21 protein-coding genes and 1 pseudogene are annotated in these 22,378 nt (G+C 68.2%); 11 read left to right on the top strand and 11 right to left on the bottom strand.

Annotated elements, in window-relative coordinates; translation table 11 throughout:
- The first annotated feature begins 197 nt into the window (after positions 1-197).
- On the top strand, positions 198-2,438 hold the full coding sequence (locus K7711_RS32090; protein ID WP_372460211.1) for a sensor histidine kinase: 2,241 nt from the start codon (positions 198-200) through the stop codon (positions 2,436-2,438).
- Between the two features lie 44 nt (positions 2,439-2,482).
- Here the strand turns inward: K7711_RS32090 and K7711_RS32085 are convergent, their stop codons facing one another.
- The 3 genes from K7711_RS32085 to K7711_RS32075 all read right to left on the bottom strand — a co-directional run bounded on the left by K7711_RS32085 (position 2,483) and on the right by K7711_RS32075 (position 4,762).
- Complete coding sequence (locus tag K7711_RS32085; RefSeq protein WP_222973968.1) at positions 2,483-2,833, bottom strand: hypothetical protein; 351 nt, start codon at positions 2,831-2,833, stop codon at positions 2,483-2,485.
- A 257-nt stretch (positions 2,834-3,090) separates the two neighbouring features.
- Positions 3,091-3,816, bottom strand: coding sequence for an HAD family hydrolase (locus K7711_RS32080; protein ID WP_222973966.1), 726 nt, complete (start codon positions 3,814-3,816; stop codon positions 3,091-3,093).
- A 184-nt stretch (positions 3,817-4,000) separates the two neighbouring features.
- Complete coding sequence (locus K7711_RS32075; protein WP_222973964.1) at positions 4,001-4,762, bottom strand: IclR family transcriptional regulator; 762 nt, start codon at positions 4,760-4,762, stop codon at positions 4,001-4,003.
- A gap of 186 nt (positions 4,763-4,948) precedes the next feature.
- Between K7711_RS32075 and K7711_RS32070 the strand changes: the two genes are divergently transcribed.
- The 7 genes and pseudogenes from K7711_RS32070 to K7711_RS32040 all read left to right on the top strand — a co-directional run.
- Positions 4,949-5,833: a DUF6282 family protein gene (locus K7711_RS32070; protein ID WP_222973962.1), complete on the top strand. Its 885-nt coding sequence runs from the start codon at positions 4,949-4,951 to the stop codon at positions 5,831-5,833.
- Positions 5,834-5,846: 13 nt separating this feature from the next.
- Positions 5,847-6,755 (top strand): cupin domain-containing protein, encoded by a 909-nt coding sequence (locus K7711_RS32065; protein WP_222973960.1) that lies wholly within the window; start codon positions 5,847-5,849, stop codon positions 6,753-6,755.
- Complete coding sequence (locus K7711_RS32060) at positions 6,752-7,495, top strand: HpcH/HpaI aldolase family protein (protein ID WP_222973958.1); 744 nt, start codon at positions 6,752-6,754, stop codon at positions 7,493-7,495. Before K7711_RS32065 ends, K7711_RS32060 begins: the two co-directional genes overlap by 4 nt.
- A gap of 60 nt (positions 7,496-7,555) precedes the next feature.
- Complete coding sequence (locus K7711_RS32055) at positions 7,556-8,944, top strand: MFS transporter (protein WP_222973956.1); 1,389 nt, start codon at positions 7,556-7,558, stop codon at positions 8,942-8,944.
- Positions 8,941-9,957 carry a cyclase family protein gene (locus K7711_RS32050; RefSeq protein WP_222973954.1) on the top strand — a complete coding sequence of 339 codons (1,017 nt, stop codon included), beginning with the start codon at positions 8,941-8,943 and terminating at the stop codon, positions 9,955-9,957. Before K7711_RS32055 ends, K7711_RS32050 begins: the two co-directional genes overlap by 4 nt.
- Positions 9,954-10,901, top strand: coding sequence for an LLM class flavin-dependent oxidoreductase (locus K7711_RS32045; RefSeq protein ID WP_222973952.1), 948 nt, complete (start codon positions 9,954-9,956; stop codon positions 10,899-10,901). The genes K7711_RS32050 and K7711_RS32045 overlap by 4 nt, the downstream gene beginning before the upstream one ends.
- Positions 10,902-10,994: 93 nt before the next feature.
- Positions 10,995-11,126, top strand: a pseudogene (locus K7711_RS32040) (aldehyde dehydrogenase family protein); the annotation flags it as partial.
- A 57-nt stretch (positions 11,127-11,183) separates the two neighbouring features.
- Here K7711_RS32040 and K7711_RS32035 read toward each other — a convergent pair.
- Positions 11,184-12,362, bottom strand: a complete 1,179-nt coding sequence (locus K7711_RS32035; RefSeq protein WP_222973949.1) for an acetyl-CoA C-acyltransferase — start codon at positions 12,360-12,362, stop codon at positions 11,184-11,186.
- Positions 12,363-12,581: 219 nt separating this feature from the next.
- On the opposite strand from K7711_RS32035, the gene K7711_RS32030 reads away from it, so the two are divergent.
- The 3 genes from K7711_RS32030 (at position 12,582) to K7711_RS32020 (ending at position 15,095) form a co-directional block, all read left to right on the top strand.
- Complete coding sequence (locus K7711_RS32030) at positions 12,582-13,304, top strand: TetR/AcrR family transcriptional regulator (RefSeq protein WP_222973947.1); 723 nt, start codon at positions 12,582-12,584, stop codon at positions 13,302-13,304.
- Between the two features lie 583 nt (positions 13,305-13,887).
- On the top strand, positions 13,888-14,523 hold the full coding sequence (locus K7711_RS32025) for a hypothetical protein (protein WP_222973945.1): 636 nt from the start codon (positions 13,888-13,890) through the stop codon (positions 14,521-14,523).
- A gap of 5 nt (positions 14,524-14,528) precedes the next feature.
- A complete protein-coding gene (locus K7711_RS32020; RefSeq protein WP_222973943.1) occupies positions 14,529-15,095 on the top strand; it encodes a TetR/AcrR family transcriptional regulator in 567 nt (188 codons plus the stop codon).
- A 115-nt stretch (positions 15,096-15,210) separates the two neighbouring features.
- Here K7711_RS32020 and K7711_RS32015 read toward each other — a convergent pair whose 3' ends face one another.
- From K7711_RS32015 to K7711_RS31985, 7 genes are read right to left on the bottom strand one after another with little or no spacing between them, the layout of a single operon-like run.
- Positions 15,211-16,410, bottom strand: coding sequence for a vWA domain-containing protein (locus tag K7711_RS32015; protein ID WP_222973941.1), 1,200 nt, complete (start codon positions 16,408-16,410; stop codon positions 15,211-15,213).
- On the bottom strand, positions 16,407-17,057 hold the full coding sequence (locus K7711_RS32010; RefSeq protein ID WP_222973940.1) for an SRPBCC family protein: 651 nt from the start codon (positions 17,055-17,057) through the stop codon (positions 16,407-16,409). The genes K7711_RS32015 and K7711_RS32010 overlap by 4 nt, the downstream gene beginning before the upstream one ends.
- 13 nt (positions 17,058-17,070) lie before the next feature.
- Complete coding sequence (locus K7711_RS32005; RefSeq protein ID WP_222973938.1) at positions 17,071-17,958, bottom strand: AAA family ATPase; 888 nt, start codon at positions 17,956-17,958, stop codon at positions 17,071-17,073.
- Positions 17,955-18,548, bottom strand: a complete 594-nt coding sequence (locus tag K7711_RS32000) for a nucleotidyltransferase family protein (RefSeq protein WP_222973936.1) — start codon at positions 18,546-18,548, stop codon at positions 17,955-17,957. Before K7711_RS32000 ends, K7711_RS32005 begins: the two co-directional genes overlap by 4 nt.
- Positions 18,545-19,444, bottom strand: a complete 900-nt coding sequence (locus tag K7711_RS31995; RefSeq protein ID WP_222973934.1) for an XdhC family protein — start codon at positions 19,442-19,444, stop codon at positions 18,545-18,547. The genes K7711_RS32000 and K7711_RS31995 overlap by 4 nt, the downstream gene beginning before the upstream one ends.
- Positions 19,445-19,470: 26 nt before the next feature.
- Positions 19,471-21,861, bottom strand: a complete 2,391-nt coding sequence (locus K7711_RS31990; RefSeq protein WP_222973932.1) for an aerobic carbon-monoxide dehydrogenase large subunit — start codon at positions 21,859-21,861, stop codon at positions 19,471-19,473.
- Positions 21,861-22,376, bottom strand: coding sequence for a (2Fe-2S)-binding protein (locus tag K7711_RS31985; RefSeq protein WP_222973930.1), 516 nt, complete (start codon positions 22,374-22,376; stop codon positions 21,861-21,863). Before K7711_RS31985 ends, K7711_RS31990 begins: the two co-directional genes overlap by 1 nt.
- Positions 22,377-22,378: the final 2 nt, after the last annotated feature.

Raw genomic sequence — 22,378 nt, 5'->3', positions numbered from 1 at the left:
ACGATCGTATGCCACGACCTCGAATATCATTGAACCTCACCCCATTCCTGAGGCAGCAGCATAGCAGTGGTGATCAATTCCGCGACCGCACTGTCGAATCCGGCCGGGGCCGATATCGGCGGCAGGATTCCTCGTCTACCAGCGGGTAAAGTATGGGAGCAGGTCAGCGGTCGGATGAGATGGGGCGTGTGATTGCGATGGTTGGCGGCCACGTTGCGATCGCCGACCGCTTCCGGCGGCTGGCCGGTCGTATCGTCGCCGTCGGCTACCTGATGGGTCTGATACTCGTCGTACCCGATATGGGAGATCAGGCCAGGATGGCCGCGACATGGTGGACCCCGTTCGCCGTCGCTCTGGCGTTCGGTCCCGGACTCGCCATGGGCGCGTTGAGCTTTCATCCCGATTCGGTGTGGATGCGGCGGAGCGCGCTGCTCGCGGCCGTGGGTTATCCGGTGGCGACCGGGACCTGGCTGATCGCCTGGCGGCACATTCCGCTGCATGCCGATCAATGGCTCGCGGATGTCCCTGCGCTGGCCGGGCTGTCCGCGGCGATCGTCTGGCCCGCGTGGGCGAGCCTGCTGACGCTCGTCGTCGCGGCGACCACCGCCACGGTCGTCAACTACACCGGGCGCGCGCCGGAGGTCAACGTTCCGTTCGTGCCGGATCTGCTCTACGCCAGCGGATACAGCGCTCTGTTCGTGGCCGCCCTGCTGATGTTCATTCGCACCGGCCGACAACTGCAGACGATCCAGACCGAGGCGTTCCGCGGCGCCGCCTCGGCCGCGGCCATGCGCGGCCGGGCCGACGAACGCGCGCGATTTGCCGCGTTGACCCACGACTGGGTGATGTCCACACTGCTGGCCGCGGCCCGCGGCGGCGAACGGGACACCGTGCGGCGGCTGGCGTTGCGGACGCTGAACTACCTCGACGATCTCGAGCATCCGTTCGGGCGGGTGCTCGATGCGCCGGACACCGCCGCCCGGTTGCGTGCGGCGATCACGCACATCGATCCGAAGCTGCCGATCACCGTCGAGGTCGTGACCGACGCCCAGCGGTGGGCGTTCCCCGCCGCGGCGGTGAGCGTGACCGCCGCGGCCGCCGGTGAAGCGGTTCGGAACAGCCTGCGGCACGCGGGCGCCGGCGCATACCGTCATGTCTGGATTCACGTCGGCGACAATGGATTCCACGTAATCGTGACCGACGACGGCGTCGGCTTCGACACCGCCGCCGACCGCCCGGACCGACTCGGCATCACACTCAGCATCCGGGCCAGAATGCGGCAGCTGGGCGGTGGCAGCGCCGCGATAACGTCCCGTCCCGGCGCGGGAACCACGGTCCGGCTGGACTGGTCGGGACCACTGATCGATCGTCGCGCCGCCGTGAACGAATACGGCGGTCCGGTGGCGAGATCCCTTGCGCCGCTGAGTATGCGCACCCTACTCGGCATGCGCACGCCCGCTGCGCGGGTGCTCGTCGGGTGCTACCTGCTCGCCTATGCCGCCTCGATCGCCACCACCCCGGCGCTGTTGTCCGACCCGTGGCCGACCCTGGCCTGCGTGGTTCTGACCATGGCGGCGATGGCAGCGGTCCTGCTCGCGCCGGGCGCTCCGCCCTCCCTCGAAGTATCGCTGGCCATCCTCGTCGCGGGCGGTCCGGCGCAGTTCGCGATCGTCTCCGCCGTGGGCTCCCTGTGGCAGGACACGACCGCGCAGGAATGGTCGCTCGGCTCGGCCGGGGCGGTGTGCACGTTCATGTGCCTGCGCGGTCGCCTCACACTCGGCTGGCTCGCGATGATGCTTGTCTTCGCCGAATTCGCGTTCCGGGCCGGTCTGCCCGCCGGCGGCACGCGCGGGTTCACCGTCCCGTTCCTGTATCTCGCGCCGCTGGTCGCCGCGACGTTCTTCCACCGGATCATCCGCCCGGTCGCCAGCACGGTCCTGGATCTGCGTGCGGACACACTGCACCGGGTCTCCGTCGAAGCCGCCGAAGCGGCCGCGATCGCCGAGCGGGACCGGCAACTGCATCGACTCGGCGGACTCACCCGGCCCCTCCTGGAACAGCTCGCCGGAGCCGAGCCCATCGACGGCGTCCGGGACGAATGCGCCCTGCAGGAAGCTGAATTGCGCGATGCGCTGCGAGCTCCCCAACTCGCGTATTCACCGGTCGTCGCGGCGGCCCGCGCGGCTCGCGGTCGCGGTGTGGAAGTGCTGCTCTACGACGAACACGGATTCGACGACGTCACCGAGCCGGTCCGCCGGCGCCTTCGCGCGGTGGCCGTCACCGAACTCGACCGTGCCCGTGATGGTTCCGTCATCGTCCGCATCCAGCGCCCCGGCCGCCTGCCCCTGGTCACCATCGTCGCCAACGGTTCGAACGGCACGCGGCGCACCGAGCTCGATCGGGATGCCCGGCCGCTGGAGCGATCCGTGGGCGCCTGAGCGATCCGGCCGGAGTGCCGGTGCGCCCCAACGGGTTCGATGGTTCACCCGATCCGTTCGGACCGAGCGGACCCGTGCCCGGCTCCGCAGCCCACAGCCTCGCAGGACGAGCGCGCGGCGAGCATGCACGCCACGTCGACCAGCTTGAAACCGAGCCGTTCGGCATACAGATGCGCGATCTCCGGCATGAACTCGTCGGCGTCGTCGAGCTGTCCGGTGAGCACGATCTCCGCCAGCGTCATCCCGACGACGGCCTGCTCACGGGTGAGGCGCAGGCTGGTGGGCAGATACGACAGGATCCACATTCCGCGGTGGGCTTCGGGAAGGTCGACGCGAAAGGCCACCTCCAGGATCCGGTCGCTCGTGATCAGCCATTCGGCCTCGTTGATGGTCATATCCGACTCGATTCCGTAGGTCCGCCGGTATTTCTCCGGTGGTCGCCGCAAGAATCGCCCGCGCAGAATACGCACACAAGGATCCGGCGGCCCGTTCGCGGACCACGATGCGGTTCTGCACGCTACGCGCGCAGAACGACATCGGAAAACGACACGGCCCGTCTTCCGGGATAACCTGAGGGTCTCGGTGTGACCCGGGGACCGGTCGTCGGCGTGACGACCGGCCGCAGGATATCGGCCCGGCGGATACGGGCCGCTCACCCACCTGCGGATTCGGAGTTGCGCGGCGCACCAACGACATTGGTGACCAGATGAAGCCGCCGCTGTCGCGGATCGCGCAACGGCGGCACCAGCAGAGTGGGCATCCCGACCTCGACGGCGACACCGTCGCGGGACGCACGATCACCCACCATGAGCGTCTCCTCGGCACGAGTTCCGAGCAATTCCAGAGCCAACCGGAATATCGCTGGGTCAGGCTTCTGAACTCCGTGCTCATTGGACAATACGAAAGCATCGATCGAACCGAGCAGCCCCGCCTGCTCGAACATGGGCCGGATATCGAAATGAATATTGCTCAACACACCGATCCGGCAATTCTTCTCGATGAGCGAAGCGAGGGTCTCGGCGGCATCGACAGCGAAAATGTTGTACGCCGGATCGGAATCCACCGCGAACAACGCATCAGCGAGCTCGTCATCCAAACCAGCATCCGCGAACACCGCATAGTAGGTCTCCCGATGCCGCTGAGCACTGATGTTCCCCAGCGGCGACTGCAGACGATTGGGCTCCCCGGCAGCCCTGCGAATATCCCCTAACAACCCCCGCACCGCGCCATCATCATGCTCCCGACCAGCCCGCCGCAACGCCTCCCGCGCCCAACCCTCCTGCGTGAGCTCGGACACGAGCGTGCCCCGCCAGTCGAAAACAACGGCCCGCACAGGATGGGTTTTCGAATCCTCGTATATCGACACGACCGTGCACATTAGCTACCGGAAACCGGGGATCCGCCGGCCCGGCAACTCGGGGATCCGCAGGCTTCCACGGCCCCCGACCGCAGAAGGCCCGCTGTGCACCTGTATGCCCGACGAGTTCGATCAGCCTCTCGGCAGGAACCGGTTGCCGGTCGCCGAGTGCGCGGGTTCGGTTGTCGGGCAATGGAAAGCGACGTCACTCGACGCGGTGGCCCAGGGCTGCGGACAACCGCCGGGCGGTGTCGGTGAGGGCCTGGATCTTGCCCGAGTCGAGGTCGGCGGGCAGGGTGTGCACGGTGCCGATGATCGCCACGGCCGCCGCGATCGCGCCGTCGCGGTCGAAGACGGGAGCAGCGATCGCGCGGACTCCTTGGTTGACCGTGTCGCTGATGGCGATTCCGGTGCTGCGGGCGTGCTCGATCCGCTCGCGGATGCGGCTGGTGGTCGGCTCGCCGAGTTGGTCGAGCGTGTAGTCGGTGCCGTTGGAAGGCGCCCGGTAGGCCAAGAAGATCGCGGACTGGGCGGCATCCATGTTCAGGGTGCGGCCGACCCGGATGGAGATGTTCAGGACCCGATGCTCGGGCTCGTGGCTGCGCACCACGACCGGGCTGCGGCCGCCCCACACGCTCAACACGCTGGTCTCGGCTGCGGTGTCGGCCAGGTCGCGCAGGTAGGGGTCGGCGATCTCGACCACGTTGAGCCGGTTGAGGGCGAGCGTGCCCAGGTGGGCCAGGAGCGGGCCGAGCCGGTAGCCGCGGTCGCTGTCCCGTTCGAGCAGCCCGGCGCTGGTGAGCGAGCCGAGGTAGCGGTGCGCCGTGGTACGGCCGACACCCAGTTCGGCGGCCACCTCGGTGACCCGGATGGTGCGCTGGTCGTAGGAGAACATCCGCAACACCTGAGCGCAGCGGGTCACCACCTGGATGTCCGCGCCACTCGCCTCGGACGTGTCGCCGCTCATGATCACTCCCTATTTGTTCCGTATTGCGCAATAAGTACGGCACTAGTGAACCGCATTGCGGTCGAAGTGTCACGCAAGGGTGCGGATTTTCGGAAAACCGCTGGTAATTATGCCCATTATGTGGATTTTGATGTTCGCCAGGTGGTACAAACGTAGCCAGTTGTTTATGGGTGAGAGGAAGTGGCCATGCCCGCGATAGTCGATGTCCTGTGGGGTTCGGTGGACCTGCACGTGCACTCCGGTCCGAGTCCGTTCCCGCGGCGGTTCACGCACGCCGAGGCGGCCCGGGACGCGGGCGAGCGGCTGGGCATGCGGGGGATCCTGTGCAAGTCCCACCACCACAACACCGTCATGGACCTGCTGTCCATGCGCGACCAGCTCGCCGGGCTGAGCACCGCGGCCTACGGCGGGGTGGCGCTGAACAACCAGGTCGGCGGGATCAACCCGTTCGCGGTGGAGATGTCGCTGCGGATGGGCGGCAAGGCCGTGTGGATGCCCACCCTCTCCTCGGGCCGACACATCGACTGCCACCCGGAGGGCGTCGGCTTCCCCACCGCCACAGTGGATCTGAGCAATGCCAAGGTGTCCATCCGCAAAGACGACGGCAGCCTGCTCGACGAGGTCTTCCGGGTGCTGGAACTGGTCTCGGAGAGCCGCGCCCTGCTGTCGGGCGGCCATATGCACCCGGACGAGATCGAAGAGGTGTTCACGGAGGCCGTCGCCCGCGGCGTGACCCGCATGGTGGTCAGCCACCCGAACTACGTGATCGGCGCGGAGCCCGAGCAGGCCAACCGGATCGTCGCGCTGGGGTCGTATATCGAACACGAAGTATCGATGTACGACCCGAAGGGCACCAAGAAGTGGGACCCGCAGATCCTCAAGGAGTGGATCGACGCGGTCGGCCCCGAACACACCGTGCTCGCCTCGGACCTCGGCCAGGCCGGGCGGGAACTTCCCGTGGACGCCTTCATTCGCGTGGGCGAGATTCTGCTCGATCTGGGGGTGGCGGAGAAGGACCTGCAGAAGATGACCCGGGACAACCCGTCCTTCCTGCTCGGCCTGGACGACTGAGGAGGCCGAGATCATGTACACCGCAACGGATCCCCGTTCCACCCTCGCACCGGCCGCCGGTGCGCCGGCGGACGAGGACGTGGATATCGCCGCGCCCGAGTTCGCCGACTTCCGGGCCGACGCACCCGCCGAGACCACCGCACTCGGCTCCCGTACCTGGTATGTGCGGGCGCAGAACCTGGTACTCGCCTACACCTCGGCCAGGACCGGGGAAAGCCTTGTCCGGCACGGAGATCCGGCCGAATACGTGGTGCTGCTGCCGCACGCCGAGTCCGCGGTACGGGTGAGCTGGCAGGGACGGGAAGCCGAGCTGCGCGGGCAGGGCATGATCGTGGTCCCGGCCGGGGGCAGCGAAGTGACCGCCGAGTCCGACGCCGATCTGGTGCGCCTGTTCACCCCGGACACGCCCGGAATCGCCGAACTGGCGGGCAATGCCGCGTCCTACGCCCGGCCACATCCGCGGGTGGCCATCGAGGAGCCGTGGCCCGCGCCGGCCGACGGCGACGCGTTGCGCGTGTACCCGGTCGCGGACATTCCGCGCAGCAAGGACCGGTTCGGCCGGATCTTCCGCACTCGCTCGTTCATGGTGAACTTCCTGTTCCCGCACGAGGGTCCGCGCGATCCGGAAGCCCTGTCCCCGCACCACCACGACGAATTCGAGCAGATTTCCCTTGCGGTGCAAGGAGAGTTCGAGCACCACATCCGCACCCCGTGGACGCCGAAGCGCTCGCAGTGGCGCGAGGACGTGCACACCCCGCTGGGCAGCCCGTCGGTGGCGATCATCCCGCCGCCGACCGTGCACACCAGCCAGGCCGTCGGCGCGAGCACCAACCAGCTCATCGACATCTTCGCCCCGCCCCGCAAGGACTTCTCCGCGAAGCCGGGCTGGGTGCTCAACGCCGACACCTACCCCGCGCCATGACCGGCCTTCTCGACCGGCCCGCTGTGGGCACCTGGATCAAGCTGAACACACCGGCCAGCGTGGAGATCATGGCGTACGCGGGTTTCGACTTCGTCGTCGTCGACCTGGAGCACACCACGCTGAACCTGGAGACCGCGCAGACCATGATCGCGCTGGCCACCGCGTCCGGACTGACCCCGCTGGTCCGGGTGCCCGACCAGAGCCCCTCGACCATCCAGCGAATCCTGGACGGCGGGGCCGCCGGAATCCTTGTGCCGCATGTGGATTCGGCAGAGCAGGCCGAAGCCGTGGCGCGCGCCTGCCGGTTCCCGCCGCACGGCACTCGCGGCTCCGGCGCGACCGGCACCGCGGGCCGCTGGGGGCAGCTGCCCCGCGCCGATTACCTGCGGCACGGCAACGAGAACGTGCTGTGCATCCCGCAGCTGGAAAGCGAAGCGGCCGTGCGGGAAACCGGCAGGATCGCCGCCGTGGCCGGAGTGAACGCGGTGTTCCTCGGCGCCGCCGACCTGGCCATGGACATCGGCGGCGGCGAGCGCGTCCCGGAATTGCTGGCCCGGGCCCGAGAACAGGCCCGCGCCGCGGGAATACCCTGCGGCTCGGCGGGCGGGTCGGCGCAAGCCGCACGTCAGGCGTTCGACGCCGGGGACGCGTTCGTGGTCTGCTCCAACGACACCTCCATGCTCGCCGCCGCCGCGACCTCGCTGGTCGCCGCCGCGCGGGACACCAGCCCGGCCGCGTGACCGTCCACGCAGCCCATCCCATCACCCCCGGATTTTTCGAGTACAGACCGGAGAAACGCCATGAGCGACTCCTCGACGACGTCGTCGTGGGAAACCCAGCGCCGTAGCCTGCTTCCCGCATCGGTGATCGGCACCGTGCTGGAGTGGTACGACATGTTCGTCTACGCCCAGGCCGCGTCGCTGATCTTCGCCACCATCTTCTTCCCCAAATTCTCTTCGACCGCAGGCACATTGGCCGCGCTGGCCACCTTCGGCGCCGGTTACGTGGCCAGACCGATCGGTGCCGTCGTGTTCGGCCACATCGGCGACAAGCTGGGCCGCAAGAAGGCCCTCAGCTTCACCCTGCTGCTGATGGGCTCGGCCACCACGCTGATCGGTGTGCTGCCCAGCTACGCCACCGCGGGCCTGCTCGCCCCGATCCTGCTGGCGGTGCTGCGCCTGTTGCAGGGCCTGGGTTCCGGCGCGGAGTTCGCGGGTTCGTTCGTGATGATCGCCGAGTTCGCCCCGCGCAAGCGGCGCGGTTTCTGGACCTCCCTGCCCGGCATGGGCGTGTACATCGGCATCGTGCTGGCCACCATCGTCGGCCTGACCGTATTCCACCTCCCCAAGGCACAGCTCTACAGCTGGGGCTGGCGGCTACCGTTCCTGATCAGCTTCGTGCTGATCATCATCGGCCTGATCATGCGGCTGCGGATGGCCGAATCGCCGGTGTTCGAGGACCTGGGTCAGCGCCAGGAATCCCGGCGCATCCCGATCGTCGCCATCCTGCGCCGCTCGCCCCGCACACTGCTGCTGTCCATCCTGCTCACCGCGCCGATCGCATTCAACGCCTACGTCGCGTCCACCTACTCGCTGACCTACGGCGTCAAGCACGGCGCCAGCCAGTTCGGTGTGCTGATCGGCTCGTTGCTGGGCGCCATCGTCGCGATGATGCTGGTGCCGGTGGCCGGACGGCTGTCCGACCATTTCGGGCGGCGGCCGGTGTACATCACCATGACCGCCCTGTCCGCGCTGACCGCCGTTCCTTACTTCCTGATCCTCGACCTCGGCGGAAACCTGCCCTACTGGGTGGCCCAGGCACTGATCATCGCCCCGTTCACCCAGGCCCTGACCGGCGGGCAGGCCGCCTTCCTGGCCGAGCTGTTCGAGCCCCGCTACCGCTACACGGGTGTCGCGCTGTCGCGTGAGTTCAGCACCGCGATACTCACCTCGACCGCGCCGATCGTGGCTCTGGGCCTGGTCAGCGCTCTGGGCGGTAAGCCGTGGCTGCTGGCCGGGGCGATGGTGGTGGTCAGCCTGGCCGGTTTGCTGGGCGCGGCGTTCCTGCCCGAGACCCGCGGCATCGACATGCACACGACCGAACATCAGGTCGGTCCGTCCTCGGCCGAGCCGACCGACCCGCGGGATCTCGCCACCGCGGGCACCGCAGAGAGTGGAGACCGGAAATGACCGTCCAGCAAGAGAAATCGGACACCGCGCTGCCCGACTACGCCGGACTGCGCGCCCGCACCGACGCGCCTGCCGGTTCAGCCTGGGGCCTGTGGGGCGCCGAGGACCAGCTCGGCACGGTCAACCTGCTCACCCCGGAGCGGATCGTGCGCGCCGCGGGCATGGTGCGTACCGGCAAGCGGTTCAACCTCGACCACCCGGTCAACGCGTTCGAGCCGTTCCCCTCGGGCACCCGGCACGCCGCCGAGCACCACACCTTCGCCAACAACGCCTTTCATCGCGACGACTACCTGGATTCCTTCTACCTGCAGTCCTCCTCGCAGATCGACTCGCTGCGCCACATCGGCCACCCCGAGCACGGTTTCTACGGCGGCCGGCCCAAGGAGGAGGTCACCGGCGACACCACGGTGCTGGGCGTGCACAACTACGCCCAGGCCGGGATCGTGGGCCGCGGCGTGCTGCTGGACGTGGACCGCTACCTGGCCGGTCAGGGCACCCACCTGCAGGTCGACGATGCCACCGCGTTCGACGCGGACCTGCTGGAGGCCACCGCGGCCGCCCACAGCGTGGACATCCTCGACGGGGACCTGCTGCTGGTGCGCACCGGCTGGGCCGGCCGCTACCTGGCCCTGTCCACGCAGGAGCGGATCGCGCTGAACAAGCACCGCTCCGTACCCGGCCTCGCGCAGACCGAAGCGGTCGTGCGCTGGCTGTGGGACCACCGGATCGCCATGGTGGCTGCGGACAACACCGGCGTGGAACGGTATCCGGCGCAGAACTCGGACTTCTACGACGCGGCCTACCCGCCGCCGGAGAAGGGCCCCAACCACAACGGCATGATCCACCGGCCGCTGATCGCGTTGCTGGGCATGGCCATGGGTGAGCTGTGGGCCCTGGACGAGCTGGCCGCCGACTGCGCCGCGGACGGCTGCTACGAGTTCATGCTGACCGCGAGTCCGCTCAACCTCATCGGCGGGGCCGGTTCGCCGAGCAACGCGATCGCGATCAAGTGACCGCACCGCTGCGCCTGGGCCTCGCTCTGGATCTGGGCAGCGATCCAGCCGCCGGCCCGATCGCCGACCAGGTCCGCGCGGCCGAGCCGCTGCTGGCGCGGGCCGAACGCGCCGGCTTCGACTCGGTGTGGCTGGGTGAGAGCCACCACACGAAACCGGAGGCGTTCCACCTACCCGCCGCGCTGCTGGTGCTGGCCCGGCTGGTCCCGCTGACCGGCCTGCGGCTGGGCACCGGCGTGCTGCTGGCCCGCGCCCTGGACGCCGACCGGCTGGCCACCGAGGCCGCGCTGCTGGACCAGCTCAGTGAGGGCCGCCTGACCTTGGGCCTCGGCCTGGGCCCGGATGTGTTGCGGGGCAAGCTCGGCGGTCCCGATCGCCCCGGCGGGCCCATGCTGGATGCGCTGCTCACGCGGCTGCGCGAGGTCTGGCGCGACCGTCCGGACGACGCCTACGTGCCCGCCCCGCACCAGCCCGGCGGGCCGCCGATCCTGGTCGGGGGCAAGGGAATCGCGCCCGCTCGTCGCGCCGCCGCACTGGGCGACGGCTACTACGCGGCGACCAATTATTCCGACCGCCTGCTGTTCGACCAGGCCGCCGCTTACCTTGCCGCCTCCCCGGCCCGGCCCCGAATCGCGGTCAACCGGCTGTGCATCGTGGACACCGACGGCGACCGCGCCCGGCGCAACGCCGAGGGTCTGGCGAAAGTGTTGGGCTACTACCGATCCCGGTCCGCATGGAACATCGGCCGGGCCGACGGTGCGGGTGAACCGCTGCTGATCGGTACTCCCGCACAGGTGGCCGCCCGGCTGCGGGACTACCGCGCGCACGGCATCACTCAGGTGCAGGCCCGCGTCGCGCCGGTCGGCCTGTCCGTCGACGTCGCCCGGCGCACCGTGAGCACTCTCGGCGAAGAAGTCCTGCCGCTGCTGGCCGGAGACGAGTGAGCGCCGGGTGAATCAGTACACGAGGAGTGGATGTATGACGCACGAGGTCCCCGGGGTCGTTGCCTCGGAACGCGGCAAGCCGGACACCGCACCGACTTCGGCATCGCGTTCGGCGGTTTCAAGCAGTCCGGCATCGGCCGGGAGGGTGGCCGCGAGGGCCTGCTGCCCTGCCTGGAGACCAAAACCATGATCCTGGAAGGCATTCCGGCCGGATACGACGCCTGAACCCGGCACGGACCCGACGGCCGTCGGGCTGTTTCCGCACAATGTGCGGCCCGTTCCTCAGATGCGTTCGATGATCGTGGCGTTGGCCATGCCGCCGCCTTCGCACATGGTCTGCAAGCCATAGCGTCCACCGGTGGCTTGCAGGTGATGGACGAGCGTGGTCAGCAGGCGGGTGCCCGACGCGCCCAGCGGGTGGCCCAGCGCGATCGCTCCACCGCGCGGGTTGAGCCGGTCGGGGTCCGCACCGAATTCGCGCTGCCACAGCAGCGGCACCGGCGCGAACGCCTCGTTGACCTCGTACGCGTCGAGATCCTCCAGCGAAAGTCCGGAACGCTCCAGCGCACGTTTCGTCGCCGGGATCACGCCGTCGAGCATCAGCAGCGGGTTGCTGCCGGAGACCGCGAAGGTATGGAACCGCGCCTTGGGCTGCAGCCCCAGAGCCTTCGCCTTGTCCTCGCTCATGATCAGTACCGCCGAGGCTCCGTCGGTCAGCGGCGAGGAGTTGCCGGGCGTGATCTTCCAATCGATCTGCGGGAACCGCTTGTGCAGCACCTCATCCCGGAACGACGGCTTCAGCGCGGCCAGGCCTGCCGCGGTGGTGGCGGGACGCACCGTCTCGTCGCCGCGCCGGACCACGCCGTCGGCGTCCACGGGCACGACTTCGTTGTCGAATCCGCCTGCTGCCGCGGTCGCCGCGGCGCGGGCATGGGATCGGGCAGAGAATTCGTCCAGGGTGTCGCGGTCGAGCTTCCACTTCGCCGCGAGCAGTTCGGCGGAGATGCCCTGGCCCACCAACCCGTCCGGGTAGCGTGCGGCCACGCTCGGACCGTAGGGATCCGCACCCATCAGCGCCGTCCCCATCGGGATCCGGCTCATCGACTCCACACCGCAGGCGATGACGACGTCGTAGGCACCGGCGATCACGCCCTGTGCCCCGAAATGCGCTGCCTGCTGGCTGGATCCGCACTGACGGTCGATCGTCGTCGCCGGAACATGCTCGGGAAAGCCGGCGCCGAGCACCGCGTTGCGCGTGACGTTCACCGCCTGCTCACCGACCTGACCGACACACCCGCCCAGGACATCGTCCACGATGCCCGGGTCGATGCCGGTGCGCTGCACCAGCGCGGTCAGCACCTGAGACAGCAACGCTGCCGGGTGGATTCCGGACAGCTGCCCGCCGGGCTTGCCCTTGCCCGACGGCGTCCGGATGGCGTCGACGATAACGGCCGTAGTCATAGGTGTCCTCCTGGATCTGCGCGGCGGCTCACACCGCAATGCACTTAACGATCGCTAGATAGACCGCCGGAAGTCAAAGGATGCTTCGCAATGGAGATATCTGTCACAAATTATCTAGCGCTCGCTAAGTACCGGATACCGCGACGCCGCCGTTCACACCTTCCCGAGGACCCACTCAGTAGACTCGGCGCAGGTCGCGACGATTCCGATAGGTGGGCAATGCCGCAAGAACAGGCCGCACAAGCCGGTGCCGACTGGCGGCTCTACGAGCCGCTGGAGATGACGCCGATCCTGACAGCCGCCCTCGAGGCGTTCTACGAGCATGGCTTCCACGGCACAACGGTTCGCGACATCGCCAGGCGCGTCGGACAGACGGTCCCCTCGCTCTACTATCACCACGACAGCAAGGAAGGCGCGTTCGTCGCCCTGCTCGAACTCAGCGCCGCCGAGGCCACCTGGCGGGTCAAGGCCGCCGCGGCCGCCGGCGACGGTTCGAGGCAGAAATTCATGAACGTCATCGAGACGGTCGTGCTGCACATGGCACACCGGACTCGGCTGGCCGCGCTCGATCTGGAGCTCAGGCATCTTTCGCCGCCGAACCGCAAACGCTATGCCGCCCACCGCAAAGAGATCGAGACCCTGCTCACCGAGATCCTCGAGACCGGTGAGCGTGAGGCCGTATTCACCCTGGACGACCCGGCCGAGACGGCTCGCGCGTTGCTCGGCATGTGCCAGTCGATCGCCCGCTGGTTCCAACCCGACGGACCACTGGACCCGAGCCAACTCGCCGAACGGTACGTCCGAATCGCACTGGCCGCATCCGGCGCCGCACATACGCCACCGAACCGCGCAGTCCGGCAACGCAAGCCCCCGACGCCCGCCACCGAGGTCGCGGCAGAGAAACGACAGCCACGTCGCCGCCCTGCTGCCCGTTCACAGTAGAGCGCTTCCGCCCATTCGTCTCGATCACTCGACAGTCCGAGCCCCAATATCCATGGGGCGCATAGCATCTGCAGCTTGACGGGTGGCACGATGCGTCGATGCTCGGCCGTCCGGGTGGCAAGCGATGGAGTTCCGTCGCGGGAGTAGAACGCGAGATCGAGCGGCTGCTGGCGGACGCGAAACGGCCGCAGCATCGTGTGCCATGAATTCTGGTGCACTGCAGGCGACTTCATTCCCTGTCGCATTCGAGGGAGCCCGACCCTTCGCCCCGCGAGTTGGCGTCGAGGTCGGGCCCGCTCGGATATCAGGCGGGAATCTGCGACGAGATCGGTTGCGGCCAAAGACATCCGGTCGCGCCGAATGACAACTGTTCCGCAGTCGTTCGCGACCACGTATCGCCGCGAGACCGACGTCCAGTGCGGACCATGCCGATTGCCCGACTCGGCCCCGAGCCCTCGCACCCACGATCGAGGTTGTCGATGTCGGCGACAGTGATCGCAGTGCGGACCGATCCGGCCTTGCGCTTCAAAGTTAATTGCCTTAACTTGTAGTTAATAGCACTAACACACGGGAGCTGCCCACCATGTCCATCGCCGTCGTTCACCCTCGCCGCGCCGCCCTCACCTCTCTCCCCGCCGTCGTCGGCATCGCCTATTCGGCCTCCTGGATCGCCGGGCTGACCGTCGGCGCCCCCGCTCCGACCTTCGCCGACTCCGGCAGCGAGATCATCCGCGAGTTGTCCGGCCACACCGGCGCTTTCGGCGCGCAGTTCCTGCTGACCGAAGGGCTGCCGGCCATCGGCCTGGCCGTCGTCTCGCTGGCCCTGGCTCGTGCTGCCCGCACTCCGCTCGTCACTCGGCTCGCTGCGGTGACCGGCGTTGCGGCAGCGCTGATTTCGTTCACTCAGTTCGTGCTCGGGCTGACGCTGGCCCGTAGCGGCTCCCCGGATTCCGTCCATCTGCTCTTCGAACTGACCAACCGGTTCGACGGGGTGAAGATGTTCCTGCTGGCCGGACTGTCGGTCGCGGCGGTGCGGTCCAGGCTGCTGCCCAGGTGGCTGAACTACACCGCCATCGCCATGGCGGTCGCGATCGTCGGCTCGGGGATCGGGTATCTGTTCCTGATTCAGGGCCTCGCTACTCTGGCCTTCGTGTCCGGACCTCTGCTGCTCATCGTGATCACCGGTACCGGCATCGTGCTGGGCCGAGAAGGCCGGTAGTCGACGTGCCGCGCGCTGGGCTCACCCGCGATCGAATCATCACCGAGGCCGCGTTGGTCGCCGACGAGGCGGGTCTCGAGCGGCTCACCCTCGCCGCGGTGGCGCAGCGTTGCGGCGTCTCTCTGCCGGGCCTGTACAAGCACATCGACAATCTCGAGGCCGTCAAACGCGATCTGGCGATCCTGTCGGTCGGTGAGTTGACCATCGTGCTCGCCGACGCCACCGCCGGGCTCTCCGGCCGGGACGCGCTGCGCGCGATCTGCACCGCCTACCGCGAATACGCACGCACCCACCCCGGCCGCTACGCCGCGGGCATCGTCGCACCAGCCACCGCCGACGACACCTACATTCGGGTCGCCACCCGCGCCTACCAGGTCCTCACCGCAGCTCTGCGCGGCTACCACCTGTCCGACGCCGACCTCGTCCATGCGGTCCGCATGGTCCGCACGGTCTGCCACGGGATCGTCACCCTCGAATCCGCCGGAGGCTTCGGCCTCCCCGAATCCGTGGACGACACCTTCGAACGACTGCAGGACTCGCTACACACCGAGTTCCGCGCCATGGCGCAGTGAACACGAACATCTTCCGACGAGCCCCACCACTCTTGATCACGAAATTCGGGCTGGAGCACCAATTCGATTCAACCCCAGCATGATTGGGAGTGACCGAGTTCGTAGACGCTGTCCATCAGGTGACGATCGCCGACGTCAGGGCTTGGAGGAACGCGTGCATGCCCGCCAGAGTGTGCGCGGGCATCAGGATGTCGCAGTACGGCAGGGCCGCCGCCATCGCACCGGTGGTCGGCTGGAATCGCGGGTCGCCCGCACGGGGATTCAGCCAGATGACGCGCCAGGCCCGGCGGCGGATCCGGGCCATCGCACGGCCCAGGACATCGGGAGCGTCGCTGTCCCAGCCGTCCGATGCGATGACGACGACCGCGCCGCGCACCGCGTTGCCGGACGGCGTTGTGAGTAACGTGCCGAGGCACCGTCCGATATGCGTGCCGCCGTAGCGGTCGACCACCTTGTCGTTGGCCCGAGCTACCGCGGCATCCGCGGAACGGTGCGCCAGCACCGAGGTCAGCCTGGTCAGCCGGGTGGAGAAGGCGAACACCTCGGGGCGATCGGGCGAACGGCGTTGCACAGCGGCCCGCATCAGGTGCAGGTAGATCGTCGAATACGGCTGCATGGAGCGGCTGAGGTCGCAGATCATGACGATGCGGCGCGGGCGGTTTCGGGGACGGGTGCGGACCAGCACCGTCGACTCCCAGCCGGTGTGGCGGGAGTTCTTCATCGTCGCCCGCAAGTCGATCCGATTGCCGTGCGGATGGTTTACCTGGCGTCGGCTGCTGCGCTGCGGCCAACGTGCCGCTGCCCGCTCCAGCCATGCGCCGATCGTCCGCAGATCGTCCGGATCGAAGCGGTCGAACGGTTCCTGTGCTCGTGCCGCGAACCGGCTCGGCAGCACGTCCGGGAGCGCCGGACCCTGGTCTGTCGACCGGTCGGCACCGGTCACCGATTGCAGTGTCGCCCAAGGGACTTCACCACCCTGCCGATGCTGCCCCCGCCCCCGCGGGCCCGGGGGCGACGCGCGTTCGTTCGGCAGTCCGTGCGTTCGGCTCGGCGGGTCGACGCCCAGCACCGCGTCGGCGAAAACTGTCGCGAAGACCGCGTCGAACGCGGCCAGATCCTGCATCCGATCCACGAGCGTGAGCCGCGCGGCCCAGTAGATCTCGGTGCGCGACCGCGGCGCCATGCGGCCCAGCGCCTGCACGAACAGCGCGGGCCCGCTCGGCGCGACCGCGACACCGCCGCGCCGCAGCCGAGCGACCACCGCGACGGCGAATGCGGCCAGATCGACACCGCGCAGCATGACCGCTCGTGTCATGATTTCGCGCGCATCCACTTGCGTACCAGGATGATTCCGACTACGGCGACCAGCCCGAGCGCGATCGCGGGCGCATATTTCGCGAGCGCCGCGGGCTTGACCAGGTCGACGAGGTCCAGCGGTGCCGGCTCGGGTGGTACGACCGGCTGCGGCCGCATCTCTCGGCGGTCGGCCCCGACCTCGGTCTCCGCGCGGGCCGTGTCGGCTGCCGCGAGTTTCGCTTCGAGGGAGGTGACGAATTGGCCGAGCAGTTTCTCCGACACCTGCTGCAGCATCCCGCTGCCGAATTGGGCGAGCTTGCCGACGATCTTGAGGTCGGTGTCCACGGTGACGCGGGTCCTGTCGCCGTCTTCGCGCAGTCGCGTGGTGATGATCGCCGCCGCGTTTCCGGAGCCGCGTGAATCCCGGCCGCGGCCGTCGATGACGGCGCGATGGTCGTGTTCGTCGCGCTCGGTGAAGTGTGCCTTCCCGGTGAATTCGCTGGTCACCGGGCCGAGTTTGACCTTCAGCTTGCCGAGGAAGTCCTCTCCCTCCCAGCCGATCATCTGTGCGCCGGGCATGAGCGGGACCACCTGTTCGAGGTCGGTCAGCACCTCCCATGCCTGCTCGACGGGTGCGTTGACGGTGAATTCGTTGGCGATCTTCATCGGAACATCCCTCTCATCCGGTCGCGAGGCTTCGGGTGTATTCGACGAACTCCGCGTGCACGGCCGTGCGGTCGTCGGGTGTCTTCGCCAGTGCGCTCAGCGCCGCGACCGCCTCCGGCGCGGTGAGATCGGCGACGTCGAGCGTCGCCAGTGCGGCGATCCAATCGATGGTCTCCGCGACGCCCGGCGGCTTGTCGAGGTCGAGATCGCGGGCGCGGGCGACGAATCGGGTCGCGCGCTCGATCAGCGCGTCGGTCGCCCCGGGCACCGTGCGTCGCACGATCGCCACGGCGCGGGTCGGCTCCGGGTAGTCGATCCAGTGGTACAGGCAGCGTCGCCGCAGCGCGTCGTGCAGGTCGCGACTGCGGTTCGAGGTCAGCACCGCGAGCGGGGGCTGCTCGGCTGCGAAGGTCCCGAGTTCGGGCACCGTCACCGCGGCCTCACCGAGGAATTCGAGCAGCAGCGCTTCGAATTCGTCATCGGCACGGTCGATTTCGTCGACCAGCAGCACCGGCGGTGTCGGACCGCGATAGCGCACACAGCGCAGGATCGGGCGGGCGACCAGGAATGTCTCGGTGAACAGGTCGGCTTCGGCGAGATCGGCGCCGCGCGCCTCGGCCAGGCGGATACTCAGCAGTTGACGCTGGTAATTCCAGTCGTAGAGCGCTTCGCTCACGGTGAGGCCCTCGTAGCATTGCAGGCGGATCAGCGGTGCACCCAGAACGGTGGCCAGGGTCTTGGCCGCTGTCGTCTTGCCCACTCCCGGTTCGCCTTCCAGTAGCAGCGGCCGACCCAATGTGGTGGCCAGATAGAAGGCGGCTGCGGTCCCGGTGTCGAGGAGGTAGTCCTCGGCGTCGAATCGCCGGACCACGTCCTCGATATCGTCGAACGGCGACATCATGGCGAGGTCGCGGCGAGCAGGCGCACGTAGTCGTCCCAGGTGTCCACATCCACGGGCACCGGCGCGTCGACGTCGACTCGTGCCACCGCGACGCGGCCGGACTCGATGATCTTCCACACGCCCTTGTCGCCGTGCAGTCGGGCCAACTCGCCGAATACGCTGCGCCCGAGCCAGAATGGATGCCCGACACCGTCGCGGTAGCGACAGACGGTGATCGCGGTGGAGGTTCCCTCGGCGATCAGCCGGTCGACCGTCGCAGCCGACAGGCCCGGCTGATCACCGAGCATCAATACGATTCCGGCGGCACGGGGGTCCACCGCGCGCAGGGCCGAGCGCAACGACGACGAACAGCCCGAACCGAAGTCCTCGGCGAAGGCCACCTCCAGCCCGGCGAGATCGACCCGCTGCCGGACCGCCGCCGCCGCGCCGCCGAGGGTGACGATGATCTGGTCGAAAGCACAGGTGCGCACCGCCTCGAGGGTGGCACCGAGAACCGTCGTATTCCGGTACGGCAGTAGCTGTTTCGGAGTTCCGAGACGTCGTGAGACTCCTGCGGCGAGTACCACTCCGGTAACGAATCCGGTAGTCATGAGCCGGTCCTCGCCGCGGCGAACGAGGTGCGGCAGCCGGAGCCGCAGAACCAGTAGTCGACCTCGTCGAGGGTGAGATGGGGTGTGTCCGGCCCGACCGTCACGGTCATGCCGCACACCGGGTCGAGCGCCTCGACCGCGACCCGCACCGGGCGCGGCGGCACGGCCAAGCCACCTTTGCGGATCGCCTGGATCACTTGCGCGACAATCGAGACGGCGATCTCCGCGGAGGTCTTGGCGCCGATCGGCAACCCCACCGGAGTGCGCACCCGCGCCCGCTCGACGTCGGTCAACCCGAGCCCCTCGAGAATCGAGGCTCCCCGAACCCTGCTGGCCACCAACCCGATATATTCCACACCCGCGTCGAGCGCGGCGCGGATCAGCTCGGGTTCCGGACCGCCGTGGCTGGCGATCACCACCGCCGTCGTATCGGCCGGCGAATCGGCTTCGGCGACAGTGGCTTCGGCAACAGTGCGTTGCACCTCGAATCCGACCAGTTCGCACATTTCGGCCAGGACGTCCGCGATGGGCGTCGCGCCGCAGATGCGCACCAGCGGCGCCGGGATCTGCGGCTCCAGGAAAATCTCCAGCGCACCGCCGGACAGGCAGGGATTCACCACGACCGTCGCGCCGGGCGCTTCGGGAAACTGCAGATCGCCGTCGGGAAGTACCCGCAGCAGCACACTCTCGTGCGACTGCAGCGCACCCAGTGCCGCCTTGCGGACCGAGTTCTGGGCGCACTGGCCGCCGACGAATCCCTCGATCGTCCCGTCCTGCAACAGGATCGCCTCGTCCCCGGCGTGCGCCGAGGTCGGCTGCTGCGCACGCACGACGGTGGCGTGCACGAACGGAGTCCGAGTGCGGACCAGTTGCACTGCCCGTTCGTTCATCTTCATCGGTGATCCCATCGCTCACACCCACCTCAGATGGGCGGTCGGGCCCGGCCCTGCATGGCCTCCCACACCCGCGACGGGGTCAGCGGCATGTCGGCGTGCCGAACTCCGAACGGCGCCAACGCATCCACCACCGCGTTGACCACCGCAGCCGGAGATCCGACCGTCGCCGATTCGCCGATGCCCTTCGCACCGATCGGGTGGTGCGGTGACGGGGTGACCGTGTAGCCGGTCTCCAGATGCGGAACTTCCAGCGCCGTCGGGATGAGGTAATCCATCAGGGATCCGCCGAGGCAGTTGCCGTCCTCGTCGAAGGCCATGATCTCCATCAGCGCCATGCCGATGCCGTCGGTGATGCCGCCGTGCACCTGCCCCTCGATGATCATCGGATTGATCCGGGTGCCGCAGTCGTCGACGGCCAGGAAGCGCCGCACCTTCACCACGGCCGTCCCCGGGTCGATGTCCACGACGCAGAAGTACGCACCGTACGGGTAGGTGAGATTCTCCGGGTTGTAACAGATCTGCGCATCGAGTCCGCCCTCGATGCCCTCGGGCAGATCGCCGGCGCCGTGTGCGCGCATCGCGATCTGCTGGATCGTCACGGCCGCGGACGGATCGCCCTTGACGTGGAACGAGCCCTTCTCCCACTCGAGGTCGGCGACGGAGACCTCGAGCATGCCCGAGGCGATGATCCGCGCCTTGTCGCGCACCTTCCGCGCCACCAGCGCGGCCGCGGCCCCCGAGACCGGCGTCGACCGGCTGCCGTAGGTGCCCAGGCCGAACGGAGTCTGATCGGTATCGCCGTGCACCACGTCGATGTCGTCGGGCGGTATGCCGAGTTCCTCGGCGACGATCTGGGCGAAGGTCGTCTCGTGCCCTTGCCCTTGGGTCTGAACCGCAAGGCGCACAACCGCTTTGCCGGTCGGGTGGACGCGCAGCTCGCAGCCGTCGGCCATCCCGAGCCCGAGGATGTCCATATCCTTGCGCGGACCGGCGCCGACGGCCTCGGTGAAGAAGGACATCCCGATACCCATCAACTCGCCGCGGGCGCGCTTGTCCCGCTGCTCCTTTCGCAGAGCGTCGTAGCCGATCATGTCCATCGCCAGGCGCATGGTCTTCTCGTAGTCGCCGGAGTCGTAGACCCAGCCCGTCTTGCTGGTGTACGGGAACTGTTCGGGGCGAAGGAGATTGCGCAGCCGCAACTCGGCCGGATCCATCTTCAGTTCATGGGCCAGGCAATCGACCAGCCGCTCGACGAAGTAGACCGCCTCGGTGATCCGGAACGAGCACGCGTAGGCGACGCCGCCGGGCGCCTTGTTCGTGTAGACCGCGGTCATCCTGCAGTAGGCGGCCTCGATGTCGTAGCTGCCGGTGAACACGCCGAAGAAGCCCGCCGGATACTTCAACGGCGCGGCCGTGCCGTTGAAGGCGCCGTGATCGGCGAGCACGGTCGACCGAATGGCCAGGATCCTGCCCTCTGCGGTGGCGGCGATCTCGCCGAGCATGATGTAGTCGCGGGCGAACCCGGTGCTGGTGAGGTTCTCGCTGCGATCCTCCATCCATTTCACCGGCTTGCCCAGCAGCAGCGACCCGACGATGGCGCAGACGTATCCCGGATAGATGGGCACCTTGTTGCCGAAACCCCCGCCGATATCGGGTGAGATCACCCGGATCTTGTGCTCGGGCAGCCCGGCCACCAACGCGTAGAGCGTGCGGTGCGCGTGCGGCGCCTGGCTCGTCGACCACAGTGTGAGCTTGCCCGTCACGGGATCCAGATCCGCGACCGCGCCGCAGGTCTCCATCGGGGCGGGATGTACTCGCGGATAGACGATCTCCTGCTCGACGACGACGTCGGCGCGCGCGAACACCGCCTCGGTGGCAGCGGCGTCGCCGGTCTCCCAGTCGAAGCAGTGGTTGTTCTGCTTGCCCTCGAGATCGTCGCGGATCACCGGCATCCCGGGCGCCAGTGCGGTCCGGGCGTCGATCACCGGATCGAGCATCTCGTACTCGACGTTGATGAGCTCCAGCGCATCACGCGCCGAATAGCGATCCTCGGCGACGACGAAGGCCACCTCCTGCCCCTGGAACCGGACCTTGTCCGTCGCCAGCACCGCCTGCACGTCGTTGGACAGCGTCGGCATCCAGGCCAGTCCCTTCGCCGCCAGATCCGCACCCGTGACGACCGCTCTGACCTTCGGATGCGCCTGTGCCGCAGAGACATCGACGTTCACGATCCGCGCGTGCGCGAACGGGGAACGCAGGATCGCCATGTGCAGCATGCCGGGCAGGGACACGTCGTCGACGTAATTGCCGTGTCCGCGAATGAACCGCGGATCCTCCTTGCGGAGCATCCTGCCGTGACCGCACGGTTTGTGGTCGTTGTCGACACGGTCTTTCGGCCGGGACTCGACGGTGCTCATCACGTTCTCCCAACCGGCGTCGGCGTGGCGGCCGGTTCGGGCTGCGCCGCTTCGCCTCGTTGCTTCGCGGCGGCCCACTGGATCGACCGCACGATGGTGGTATATCCGGTGCAGCGGCAGATCTGGCCCGAGATCGCCTCCCGGATCGTCTGCTCGTCCGGATTCGGGTCGCGGTCGAGCAGGGCGCGGGCGGTGATCATCATTCCGGGCGTGCAGAATCCGCATTGCAGCCCGTGACACTGCATGAAGCCTTCCTGCACGGGATCGAGCCGGCCGTCCACCTCGAGCCCCTCGACGGTGCGCACCGCACGACCGCCGGCCATGACGGCCAGCATCGTGCACGACTTCACCGGTTCGCCGTCGACCTCCACCACACAGGTGCCGCAGTTGCTGGTGTCGCAGCCCCAGTGGGTTCCGGTGAGCCGCAACTGATCTCGCAGGAAATGCACGAGCAGGGTGCGTGGCTCGACCTCCGCGGTCACCGGCTCGCCATTGACGGTCATGGTTACCTGCATGG

It is taken from the genome of Nocardia coffeae, assembly GCF_019890715.1.
Classification (GTDB): domain Bacteria; phylum Actinomycetota; class Actinomycetes; order Mycobacteriales; family Mycobacteriaceae; genus Nocardia; species Nocardia jiangxiensis.
Note: the sequence above shows the minus strand (reverse complement) of the source record. Positions and strands in the feature narration are given on the sequence as shown.

What these genes read in the sequence shown, in the direction of transcription:
- K7711_RS32090 (WP_372460211.1), top strand. Translation starts at nt 198, where the DNA reads ATGGTTGGCGGCCACGTTGCGATCGCCGACCGCTTCCGGCGGCTGGCC.
- K7711_RS32085 (WP_222973968.1), bottom strand. Translation starts at nt 2,833, where the DNA reads ATGACCATCAACGAGGCCGAATGGCTGATCACGAGCGACCGGATCCTG.
- K7711_RS32080 (WP_222973966.1), bottom strand. Translation starts at nt 3,816, where the DNA reads ATGTGCACGGTCGTGTCGATATACGAGGATTCGAAAACCCATCCTGTG.
- K7711_RS32075 (WP_222973964.1), bottom strand. Translation starts at nt 4,762, where the DNA reads ATGAGCGGCGACACGTCCGAGGCGAGTGGCGCGGACATCCAGGTGGTG.
- K7711_RS32070 (WP_222973962.1), top strand. Translation starts at nt 4,949, where the DNA reads ATGCCCGCGATAGTCGATGTCCTGTGGGGTTCGGTGGACCTGCACGTG.
- K7711_RS32065 (WP_222973960.1), top strand. Translation starts at nt 5,847, where the DNA reads ATGTACACCGCAACGGATCCCCGTTCCACCCTCGCACCGGCCGCCGGT.
- K7711_RS32060 (WP_222973958.1), top strand. Translation starts at nt 6,752, where the DNA reads ATGACCGGCCTTCTCGACCGGCCCGCTGTGGGCACCTGGATCAAGCTG.
- K7711_RS32055 (WP_222973956.1), top strand. Translation starts at nt 7,556, where the DNA reads ATGAGCGACTCCTCGACGACGTCGTCGTGGGAAACCCAGCGCCGTAGC.
- K7711_RS32050 (WP_222973954.1), top strand. Translation starts at nt 8,941, where the DNA reads ATGACCGTCCAGCAAGAGAAATCGGACACCGCGCTGCCCGACTACGCC.
- K7711_RS32035 (WP_222973949.1), bottom strand. Translation starts at nt 12,362, where the DNA reads ATGACTACGGCCGTTATCGTCGACGCCATCCGGACGCCGTCGGGCAAG.
- K7711_RS32030 (WP_222973947.1), top strand. Translation starts at nt 12,582, where the DNA reads ATGCCGCAAGAACAGGCCGCACAAGCCGGTGCCGACTGGCGGCTCTAC.
- K7711_RS32025 (WP_222973945.1), top strand. Translation starts at nt 13,888, where the DNA reads ATGTCCATCGCCGTCGTTCACCCTCGCCGCGCCGCCCTCACCTCTCTC.
- K7711_RS32015 (WP_222973941.1), bottom strand. Translation starts at nt 16,410, where the DNA reads ATGACACGAGCGGTCATGCTGCGCGGTGTCGATCTGGCCGCATTCGCC.
- K7711_RS32010 (WP_222973940.1), bottom strand. Translation starts at nt 17,057, where the DNA reads ATGAAGATCGCCAACGAATTCACCGTCAACGCACCCGTCGAGCAGGCA.
- K7711_RS32005 (WP_222973938.1), bottom strand. Translation starts at nt 17,958, where the DNA reads ATGATGTCGCCGTTCGACGATATCGAGGACGTGGTCCGGCGATTCGAC.
- K7711_RS32000 (WP_222973936.1), bottom strand. Translation starts at nt 18,548, where the DNA reads ATGACTACCGGATTCGTTACCGGAGTGGTACTCGCCGCAGGAGTCTCA.
- K7711_RS31995 (WP_222973934.1), bottom strand. Translation starts at nt 19,444, where the DNA reads ATGAAGATGAACGAACGGGCAGTGCAACTGGTCCGCACTCGGACTCCG.
- K7711_RS31990 (WP_222973932.1), bottom strand. Translation starts at nt 21,861, where the DNA reads ATGAGCACCGTCGAGTCCCGGCCGAAAGACCGTGTCGACAACGACCAC.
- K7711_RS31985 (WP_222973930.1), bottom strand. Translation starts at nt 22,376, where the DNA reads ATGCAGGTAACCATGACCGTCAATGGCGAGCCGGTGACCGCGGAGGTC.